We start from the raw sequence: 11,421 nt of genomic DNA, 5'->3' as shown, positions 1-11,421 counted from the left end.
CCATCTGGGTTCACAACTTTAACTGTGTGAGTACCGTCTTCGTTATCTTTAACGGTTACAGTTGGTGTCTTACCATCTTTACCATTCTTGATAACTGTCTCAGTTGTTTCACCATCTGGGTTCACAACTTTAACTGTGTGGGTACCGTCTTCGTTATCTTTAACAGTTACTACTGGTGTCTTACCATCAACACCGTCTCTACCGTCTTTACCATCTTTGATATCCACAACATCGATGATAACATCTTTAGATACAGATTTACCATCAAGGGTTGCTGTAGCTTTAGCTGTGTAGCTACCTACTGCCGTTGGAGTACCAGAGATTGTCTTAGTAACAGCGTCATATGTCACACCTGCAGGAAGACTTGCTTCATCAAGTGTAAGTTCAGAACCAGGAGTGTGAGTTAAAGTGATGTCAGCGATCGCTTTACCTAGTTGAACAAGCTGACGACCACCAGAAACTGTAAGATCAAGATCATTCTCAGCTTTAGGATTTACTGTAAGAGTAAATGTGTCTACAGCTGATGCTCCTCCCACTTCAGCAGGGTTAGTAGCCTGCATACGGATTGTGAAAGTACCAGCTTTTGTAGGTGTACCAGTAAATGTCTTAGTAGCAACATCATATGTCAAACCATATTCTGCGATAAGAGCATTAATTTCTGATTCTTCTACCAAACCGTATGGTGTCTTCATTGTGACAGTTGAAAGATTATTGTGAGTTACTACTGCAGGAGTAATAGCATCACCAACTGTTACAGTTTGCTCTTTGTTAGAAATCTCGATAGCAACAGGTGATTCGGTAACTGTAATAACTACCTCTCCATTAGCTTCGTCAGTGCCATACAAGTTTTCGTAGCGAGCCTTGACAGGGATTCTATAGGTGCCAACTTTTTTCGGTGTACCTGAGAAGGTATGGGTTGACTCATCGTAAGTAATTCCTTCCGGCAAGAGACTAGGATAGGCGCCAGTCAAAGGATTATAAGGTTTGCTATAATCGTTAAGATCAACTGAAATAGTTGCACCTTCTGAAGCCTCAACCTTCACAGGAGTCATCTCAGACAATACTTGAACTTCAGTCTCACCACCAGTCACTTGGATTGGTCTCTTCGTTACAGTCAGTTTGAAAGTACCTTCTGCAGTATCATTTGTTAGACCTTTGTAGTAAGCAGTATATTTAATGGTATATTCGCCAACTTGATTTGGAGTACCAGAAATTGTCTTTGTATCAGGATCATAAGTCAGACCATTAGGTAGATTTTGGATTCCTGCTTCAAATTCACCCCAGCGAGTAGATCCAATATCCGCACCTTCACTCGGTTGAATTACAAAGTTAGTGATAGGAGTTCCAACTTCAACCGTTTGTTCACCACTATTTACAGCAATTGGTTTTGGTTTAACGTTAATGATCACTTTATTCTTAGCGTATGCAGTTTCTAGATCATTACCATTATTCAAGTTTGGATAATCAGCAACAACAGGGATTTCAAATCTTCCTTGTTGTGTTACTGTACCACTAAAGGTCTTTGTAGCTTCATCGTATTTCAAGCCAGCAAGACTACCATTATAGTAATTGTGAGTAATATAATCCGGATCAAAGTCACTAGGTCCAATATTACCAAGACGAACACGAGAACCATCTGAAGCCGTCAAAACGATATCTTCAATCTTATCACCGACGGTATAGGTGTACTCACCACCAGATACAGTAATTGGTTTAGGCTTAACTGTGATAGTGATTGTACCAGTAACTTCTTCTAAACCACGTTTCAGTTTATAGGTATATGTTTTAGTACCAACTGCATTCGTAGTTCCAGAAATAATCTTAGTATTGTAATCATAGTTAAGACCAAGTTCACCACGAATATCTCCAGAAAGATCTGCTCTACTTGGAACAGCAATTTCAATTGGATCAATTGTATCGCCGACTGTAACTTCACGAGTGTAGTTTTCAGCATACAATGGACCAGGTAATACTGTCAATGTGATATATTTCTGTACGGCTTGATCATCTTTTTGAGCCATAACTTTAATACGATAGGTTCCTTCGACTAATCCTCTACCAGAAATAGTCTTAGTTGCTTTGTTATAGCGAGTTCCCTTTGGAAGTGCTGCTGTATCAACAGTTAGTGTCGCACCTTCTGTGTGGGTGATGACCATGTCCTTGAACTTTTCACCTTCTTTGATGGTTTGTTCATGGTTAGTGATATCAAGATCGAGTCCAATACCATCACGTGGCTTAACTTCGAATGTAAAGGTTGTAAATGTAGTTGAGATGCCACCATCTGCATTATAGTAGTCAACTTCTACACGTGCAGTTTGATTTTCAGTAGTTTGAAGAACCCCATAACCTTCAAGTGTTTTGGTGATATTATCAGAGGTTACTGTAGCGTAGGTGTCTCCGCTATTAGTCGTTACACGAATATTGGCGATAGTTGAGCCACCTTCAAGATTGACTGGAATACTTGGGAACTTTTCTCCCTCTTTCCAGACCTTGTGTTCAATTGGACTGATAACATCTGTTACCTCAAACTGGAAGATACGGTTTGGCGCATTATCTCCAAAGTGGCCGTCGATGGCACGTACTTCAAAGTTATACTTACCTGGTGCTAGCTTAACCCCTGCCTTTTTCTTAATGGTTTGAGTGGCTTCATCATACTCAGTGCCATCAGGGAAGCGAACAGGTTTAACTGTAGCGTTTAACTTGTTTAGCTCAATCTTACCGATGGTTTGTTCTGCATCTGAACGAGGAACAGAGACAATACCCTCTTTGTTCAAAATTGCAGTTTCAGTATTTGGAGTAAACTTGACATCCGCATTTGTAAGGTAGAATCCGTTATTATCATCAGGTGTTGCTTTTGAACGTTCCTCTGTAGTCAACTCTACATTAAAGATACGTTCTTGTCCAAGTTTATCAATGGTTTTAAACTTGATCGTAAATGTTCCCTGTTGAGCAGGTAATTTTGTAAAGCGTAAACGATAAGGTGTGTACAATGAATGGTGAACATCCCAATCATTGTTACTAAACTTGCCATATAAATCACCTACAGTGGTTAATTCATATTCAACTTCTGGAGTTGAATCCAAGCGTTCAATGCGATCTAAAAGAACTGGTGTTGAAGGGAAATCTGTAATTTTTGAAGAATCAGCTAAATAAAGCCCAAGTTCAGTATTATATCTCGGAGTATCAGGCTTCGCATCTGCTACTGTTACAGGAACAGTACTTTCACGAGGAGCCATTAAATAATATCCAAAAGGTGTCGTAGGAATTACATACTTATTGACCCTTGTATTGTTTTCCCCCATATCACCTGTTACTTGGTCCTGATACTTATCAGTTTTTGATGCAGACAAGTCTGTTGTCTTGTTCCATATAGTTGATAAACCATATGAGTTTGGTTTTGTTATTTTTAGAGGAAGAGTCGCCTTGACATTTGGATCTGCTATAGAAACCAAACCAATCTCATAGGTACCGCTTGGGATTCCACCATTAAGATTAAGAGTCCCGTAGACATATTCTCCAACTGGGTCATAGGTTAGTCCAAGGTCTTTTGCATCTTGTGATAGTTCAACCTCATCAGATGTAATACGGGTAAGACCCATCTTATATCGTACTTCAACAGTTGTCCCGTTATGTCTTAGCACTTGGTATCCAGTATAGTTTTCGATGGTCATGTATGGAGTAGTACCATCTGAAGCTGTACTAGCAGCATCAGCTAGCATATAAGTTACGAGACCTGAGTGACCAGAGCGTTTCATTTCTGTATAAACAGACTCGATGGCAGATTGGAGGCGTCCAATGCTAAGTTCAAGATCAGCTTTCGTTAGTTGAGCCTTTTCAGAAAGTTGTTGAGCTGCAGCCAACTCAGCTTTTGAAGCTTGAAGAGCGTCCGCAAGAACTTTTTTAGCATCGCTATCATTTAGCTTCGCTTCTTGTTTTTCAGCTTCTTGGTTCACAGCTTTTGCTTCAAGAATGCTGTTGTTCAATTGCTCTTTAAGAGGTTGAAGAACTTCATCTGCCTCTGATTTAGCTTCAGTTTCTTTAGCTTCAGCTGCTGGAGCTTCTTTTTCATCAACTTTAAGTTCTGGCTTTTCTTCTGCTACTGGTGCAGTTGATGGAGCTGTTGCTTCATCAGATTTTGCCACAGTTGATTCTGTAGTTGTTTCTGCAACTGGCTCTTTATCTGAAGATGGAGCTGCAAGAGTTGCAGGTGCACGGTATGGTTCTGGAACAGTGATTTCTTCAGAAATTGCTTCCTTGGCAGGCTCTTCTTCGACTGCCGTAGTTGCCTCTAATCCTTCTGAGCCTTTAAATTCACTAGCACTTACTTGCGGGGCATTAACCATCGACCCGACGAAGAACTGTCCTACAAGAACGGATGCCACACCCACGCTAAACTTACGTATGGCGAACCGTTGACGTTTTTCAAATTTCATTATTTGTCTCCTTTTTATTCCTTATCATTCTTTTTTCTTTTACCAACAAACAGAGCACTTGCTGCTGCCATTAGAGAAATTCCAAGAGCTGATAATCCACTAGCTTCTGTACCAGTGTTTGGTAATTGTTCTTTTCCAGATGAATCCTTAGTAGCTACAGGTTTCTTAACTGGTTCTGCTGGCTTCTCAGCCACTGCAGATGGTCTTGCTGTGCTTTGACTTGGTTTCACTGGTGTATTTACTGGCTGCTCTGGTTTAACAGCTGGTTTTGCTGAATCAGCTGGTTTAGTTGGATCAACTGGTTTAGCTGGATTAACTGGCTTAGCTGGACTAACTGGCTTAGCTGGGTCAGCTGGTTTTGCTACTTCTTTTGTGCCAACTTCGATAATCTTATCTACTGCATCGACTTTTGTAGTTGAAACCACCTTACGATCTGTTTCTTTGCCATCAACATAGACAACACGTTCTACTGTAGTAACACTGCCGTCTTTTCCTTCTTGGACAACTTTCTCTACACCTTTGGCAAGGTTAGCATTGTCGCGACGGATTGTCTTAAAGGCTACGGTGTCTTTCTTAGTTTCAAACTTCTCGGTTACTTTAGCTTCTGGTTTAGCTGGTTCTACTGGTGTATCACCTGGTGTTGAAGTCACTTTTGTACCAACTTCGATGATCTTATCAACAGCATCTACTTTGCTTGTTGAAACCACTTTACGCTCTGTTTCTTTACCATCAACTAGAACGACATGTTCTACTGTTGTGATGCTTCCGTCTTTTCCTTCTTGGATAACTTTCTCTACACCTTTGGCAAGGTTAGCATTGTCGCGACGGATTGTCTTGTATGAGAGAACTTCTACTTTTGTTTCTTCTTTTTCGACAATCTTAGCTTCTGGTTTAGCTGGTTCTACTGGTGTATCACCTGGTGTTAAAGTCACTTTTGTGCCAACTTCGATGATCTTATCAATTGCATCAACCTTAGTCATTGAAACAAGTTTACGCTCAACTTCTTTACCATCAGCTAGAACAACATGTTCTACTGTTGTGATGCTACCATCTTTTCCTTCTTGGATGACTTTTTCTACACCTTTGGCAAGGTTAGCATTGTCGCGACGGATTGTCTTGTATGAGAGAACTTCTACTTTTGTTTCTTCTTTTTCGACAATCTTAGCTTCTGGTTTAGCTGGTTCTACTGGTGTATCACCTGGTGTTGAAGTCACTTTTGTGCCAACTTCGATGATCTTATCAATTGCATCAACCTTAGTCATTGAAACAAGTTTACGCTCAACTTCTTTACCATCAGCTAGAACAACATGTTCTACTGTTGTGATGCTACCATCTTTTCCTTCTTGGATGACTTTTTCTACACCTTTGGCAAGGTTAGCATTGTCTTGACGGATTGTCTTGTATGAGAGAATTTCTACTTTCGTTTCATCTTTCTCAACAATCTTAGTTTCAGGTTTAGACGGTTCTACTGGAGTTTCACCTGGTTTGCCTGATTCTTGTGTTCCAACTTCGATAATCTTATCTACTGCATCAACTTTATTAGATACGATAACTTTACGTTCTTTTTCGACACCATCAACTAGAACAACATGTTCAATTGTTGTGATGATACCTTCTTTTCCTTCTTGGACAACTTTTTCTGTTCCTTTGGCAAGGTTAGCGTTGTCACGACGGACTGTCTTATATGGAACAACTTCTACTTTTGTTTCTTCTTTTTCGACAACCTTAGGTTCTGGTTTAGATGGTTCTACTGGTGCAGCAGGTTCTTTTGTTCCTACTTCAATGATCTTATCAACTGCATCAACTTTGTCTGTAGAAACAACTTTACGTTCTTTTTCAACTCCGTCAACAATCACGATTTTTACGACTGTTGTGATGCTTCCAGCTTTTCCTTCTTGAACAACGTTTTCTTTACCTTTTTCAAGGTCTGCATTGTCACGGCGGATTGTCTTATAAGGAACAACTTCTACTTTCGTTTCTTCTTTTTCAACAACCTTAGGTGTTGGTTTAGATGGTTCCACTGGAGCAGCTGGTGCTTTTGTTCCTACTTCAATGATTTTATCAACTGCATCAACCTTGTCTGTTGAAACGACTTTGCGTTCTTTTTCAACTCCATCAACAATCACAATTTTTACAACTGTTGTGATGCTTCCAGCTTTTCCTTCTTGGACAACTTTTTCTTTACCTTTTTCAAGGTCAGCATTGTCACGACGGACTGTCTTATATGGAACAACTTCTACTTTTGTTTCTTCTTTTTCGACAACCTTAGGTTCTGGTTTAGATGGTTCTACTGGTGCAGCAGGTTCTTTTGTTCCTACTTCAATGATCTTATCAACTGCATCAACTTTGTCTGTAGAAACAACTTTACGTTCTTTTTCAACTCCGTCAACAATCACGATTTTTACGACTGTTGTGATGCTTCCAGCTTTTCCTTCTTGAACAACGTTTTCTTTACCTTTTTCAAGGTCAGCGTTGTCACGACGGACTGTCTTATATGGAACAACTTCTACTTTTGTTTCTTCTTTTTCGACAACCTTAGGTTCTGGTTTAGATGGTTCTACTGGTGCGGCAGGCTCTTTTGTTCCTACTTCAATAATTTCATCTACTGCATCAACTTTATTAGTTGAAACAACCTTACGTTCTTTTTCGACACCATCAACAATAACTACGTGTTCTACTGTTGTGACGCTACCATCTTTACCTTTTTGAACAACGTTTTCTTTACCTTTTTCAAGATCTGCGTTGTCACGACGGATTGTCTTGTATGCAAGTACTTCTACTTTTGTTTCTTCTTTTTCAACTACTTTAGGTTTTGGCTTCTCTGCTTGTTTTTCTACAAGTGCAGATTTTGCTGCCTCAACCACAGTAATTGCAGCAGTTAAATCTTTCTCTGCTTGATTAACTTTTGGTTGATCTGCTTTAGCATCGTTTTTAACTGTTTCAGCTTTAGCTTTCTCACTCGTTAGGTTTGCTAAGGCTTTTTGATATGCAGAAACACTATCTTCTGTTTTATTGCTTGTATCTGCTGGTTTAAGAGCTTCTACAGCTTTTGTAAGAGCTTCTTCAAGTTTGGCTTTATCAACACTTGGAGTCGGAGCTGTTTTATCTACCAACGCTGTTTTGGCAGCTTCTACGGTTTTAATAGCTGCAGTTAAGTCTGTCACTGCCTGATCAACTTTTGGCTGATCAGCACTTGTATCTACTTTAACCGCTTCTGCTTTAGCTGTTTCAGTAGTTAGGGCTGTCAAAGCTTTTTGATATGCTGCAACACTATCTTCTGTTTTATTACTTGTATCAGCCGGTTTAAGAGTTTCTAGAGCTTTAGTAATTGCTGCTTCAAGAAGGGCTTTTTTAACTTCAGGTTTTGGAGTTGGTGCTGGTGTGTCGTTTGACTCAGCAATTGCTACCTCAGTCAAAGGAAGTCGTGTGATAGATTTGTCATTATAAGTAATGATAGCATTTGTTTGATCATACGAAATAGATGGTGACAGTGGAGCAAGATTGAAATGATCTTCTATTAATGAAGAAATCTTAGCTTGGTCATCAGAAGTCAAGCTAGCAAAACTCTTCACTTTGATTTTTGAAGCTTCTGGAACTTTATCATCAAAAGTTCCATCAACAGCTAAGTCCTTAGCTGTTGATTGGACCAAGCCTTTAACTGCATCTTTAAGGCTTTTATTTGATTTACTGAGTGCAGCTGTTGCATCAATATAAGTAGTTCGGTAATTAACTTCTGTATACATTTCATTAAAACGATCATACATTGCACGTTTTTGTTCTTGCGTTACAATATTATAGTTAATATCCTTACGAACTTCAGGAGGAAGTGTTTCTGCCATTTCTTTTCGAAAGCCTTCAGCTTTCCCTTGAATTTCTTCAGCCTTTTCAACTGCTTTTTCTGCAGCAGGAATAGAAACTTCTGCAACTTTCACAGCTTCTGTATATTTTTGGAAACTATCTTGAGAGTAGTCGTTAGGATTACGAACAACTTCTTTTTCTGACTTAATTTCAGCAATTTGTTCGTTTACTTGATTGATTGCTGGAGTAGGGTTGTCAAAGAAATCCAACATTACTTTGACCTTATTTTCACTTTCGAGAACATCCGATCCCATAATAGTTTTGTTTTCTTCAGCTTGAACTGTTTGAGCTGACAAACCAAAAATAGAAGCTCCTACTAATACGGAAGCGGCTCCAACTGAAAATTTACGAATAGAGAAATGATCTTTTCTCTCATTATTTGCCATTATAGACTCCTTTTAATTTAATTCCTTCATAATCTCTCTGATTACGCGCGTTCCTCTTTTAAAGACATCCAATAGTACTTCAAAATCATACGGAGTTACTTGAGTTACATAACGTGCAAAGATACGGTTATCAACATCAAGAACAAGATAGTAATATAGACCGTGAGTACGATTGAGTTCATTAATTTTTTCAAGTAGCTCAGCGCGGCTACTTTGATTCTCTACCACAGCTATGTTATTAAAAATAATTTGAGCAGCACCAGATTCGGTAGCATTTTCTAACCAAAATGCAAAGTCAACCATCTGATCCTCTGAAACAGATAAACGCCCCTTATAGATTGTACCGTCTTCTCGTTCAACCTTTTGGAGCTGTATTCTCCGTTTTCTAAGTAAGTCTTGAAAAGCAGTATTGATGTTAGCCATATGCCTCCCTTTCTAGAATGAATCCATTGTGAATACAGGCGGTTCCTTCATGTCAATTGCAACGTTAGTTTCTGGAGTCAAATAGGCAACTTTAGACTTTTCATTTTGAATCGTATTTACTGGGATTGGATCTTCATTAGTAAGAATACGTCCCACTCCATCAATACGTTCGTGACTCATAGTTAGAAGATCATCAATAATGTGCCCAACATGATGTACACCACCAGTGTCAATATTGTCAATCATATTGATTTGATTTTCAAGAAGTTGCTTAAGTTCATGTTTAATGTACTCTGTACGGTTCATAATATCTTGTTTAGTAGCTTCAAGTTGCTCAAGCTCTTCTTCAGATTTTTCAATACGATTGTTTACTTCATTAACGAGTTGTTCAGAATGAACTTCTGCTTCTGAAACAATACCAATTGATACGCGTTTTGCTTCTACGATAGCTTCAGAAATCAACTGTTCTTTGGTCTTAAGATCCTCAATTGTTTGAAGCAACTGTGCATTGCGAATTTCCAATTCGCGAACTTGTGATTTAAATTCATTGATCACAGAATGAACTGATGAACGTGAATATCCGAAAAATAGAGATTTTTTAAGTTTTCTCATATAAAACTCCTCCAAAAAGATATAAATTTTATTGTTCGCTAAACAAGACAAATCCAGACCCCAGTGACAGACTTCAGCCATTCTTTTTCATTTAACGCACTTCACTAAGTAGTATTATAGGTTTTTTATTTCATTTGTCAAGCAATTTTACCTCTAAAAACCTTATTTTTTCAACTTTTTTGACTTATACACAGACTTTTCCACATGTTTTTTATAAAAAGGGTAAGTTATCCACAAATTGTAAATATTTTATACTTTAATCTCCTTCCTATAGAGTATTTAAACTTTTCTTGTTTTAGGTTATAAATTACATTTTTGATTTTGTGTATTATGGATACAAAAATATAATAAGTCTTCTTTTGTTGTTTTTGAACTACTGTGCATTTTTATTCAAAATTTGTAAAATTAAATTGGATCAAAAACAAACATCGATGTCAAACTCACAAAATTATCTCATTTTCTGTTCCAAAAATCTCAACCAGTTTGAAACGAAGGCGACAATTGATTTATAAAATCATCCATTCCTTTAAACAATAAAACTCTTCTGCAGAGTATTATTAAGATTACAAGACCAAAAAAAAGACTGTACCTCTGATCTAACTTATCTGAATAAACACGTAAAGTAGATACCATTATTGATAACAAGCACAAAAGTATATCACTAATCTTGGCCTACACCTCTCAAAAATCATCATTTCACTTAAAACCAGTGATCGACAAGCCAAGGATATTTAGACTCTTGTTCATCAATGATAATCTCCAATAGCTGACCATCTTTTTATATCCATAATCAAAGATAAATTTACATAGGATTACCAGAAAATCCTTAAATTATCAGCATCTTGCCAATTTTTTTATGAACTCCATGAAGTATTGATTTTATTATGATCATTCAAGCGACTAAAAAAAAGAGGAAATGTGCACTACCATCAAAAGTTAGATATGAAAAATCTAACGCTTGAAGGTCGTACAAGTTATCCCTCTTTTTACTTATTACATTTAAATGAATCAACCATGACTTGAAACTCCTCATTAGACAGGGTGATTCCTTTTCCCATCTTAGTATGGTCTGGACTCCAGGCACGAATATCAAACTTTGCTGGTGCTCCGTTAAAGCTGACACGATTGATTTCCTTGGTCCAACCTTTTTCGTTCTCTGATAGAGTGAGTAGGTGTTCTTCGATTTCAAATGTAAATTCTGCCATTGCATTCTCCTTTTGATTGTTTTCACTTGATTATTCGTAAAATCTTGTAGATTTTTTAAAAATTGTATATAATAATGATATTAAAGAAGGGAGGCTCTCATGAAAGATTTATTTAAACACCTTCAACAAAAAGTGCAAAATTTTCTCAATGGACGAGCTGAACCTGATCACTCCAAAGCTGACTCCCTGACAGCTACCATTAAAGAGGCAGTCCTGAAAAAAACTGCTGTCCACATCATTTTTGCCGACACAAGTTTTACAGGAGATATCATCAAGTATGATACAGATCGTCAGCAAATTATCGTTAAAAATTTCGCCAAAAATGTCAGCCGTATTATTCGAGTGTCGGATATTCGAAGAGTAACTTTCGTTCCTTCTACTATCCAAACGGCCCAAAAAAGAAGATTTAAGAAAGAGTGAGATGCTTTTTGTACTGACCCCAAAAAGTTAGACAATTAATTTAAGCAAAGGATTTAGTTCTGTATTGTACAGGACTAAGTCCTT

6 protein-coding genes are annotated in these 11,421 nt (G+C 37.9%); 1 reads left to right on the top strand and 5 read right to left on the bottom strand.

The window, feature by feature from the left end; all coding sequences use genetic code 11:
- From K1I67_RS09010 to K1I67_RS08990, 5 genes are all read right to left on the bottom strand, one after another.
- On the bottom strand, positions 1–4,433 hold a 4,433-nt coding region (locus K1I67_RS09010), incomplete at its 3' end, for a putative Ig domain-containing protein (protein ID WP_223339672.1).
- Between the two features lie 14 nt (positions 4,434–4,447).
- The gene (locus K1I67_RS09005; RefSeq protein ID WP_223339671.1) at positions 4,448–8,677 is read right to left on the bottom strand and encodes a G5 domain-containing protein; all 4,230 of its coding nucleotides are present in this window, start codon (positions 8,675–8,677) and stop codon (positions 4,448–4,450) included.
- A gap of 12 nt (positions 8,678–8,689) precedes the next feature.
- Positions 8,690–9,100, bottom strand: coding sequence for a hypothetical protein (locus tag K1I67_RS09000; RefSeq protein ID WP_223339670.1), 411 nt, complete (start codon positions 9,098–9,100; stop codon positions 8,690–8,692).
- Between the two features lie 12 nt (positions 9,101–9,112).
- Positions 9,113–9,712, bottom strand: coding sequence for a hypothetical protein (locus K1I67_RS08995; protein WP_223339669.1), 600 nt, complete (start codon positions 9,710–9,712; stop codon positions 9,113–9,115).
- A 986-nt stretch (positions 9,713–10,698) separates the two neighbouring features.
- Positions 10,699–10,917, bottom strand: coding sequence for a YdbC family protein (locus tag K1I67_RS08990; protein ID WP_061862917.1), 219 nt, complete (start codon positions 10,915–10,917; stop codon positions 10,699–10,701).
- 99 nt (positions 10,918–11,016) lie between these two features.
- On the opposite strand from K1I67_RS08990, the gene K1I67_RS08985 reads away from it, so the two are divergent.
- A complete protein-coding gene (locus K1I67_RS08985) occupies positions 11,017–11,337 on the top strand; it encodes a hypothetical protein (RefSeq protein WP_223339668.1) in 321 nt (106 codons plus the stop codon).
- Positions 11,338–11,421 lie beyond the last annotated feature (84 nt).

It is taken from the genome of Streptococcus infantis (genome assembly GCF_019929575.1).
GTDB lineage: Bacteria > Bacillota > Bacilli > Lactobacillales > Streptococcaceae > Streptococcus > Streptococcus infantis_L.
This window is presented reverse-complemented; position numbering and strand designations above follow the sequence as displayed.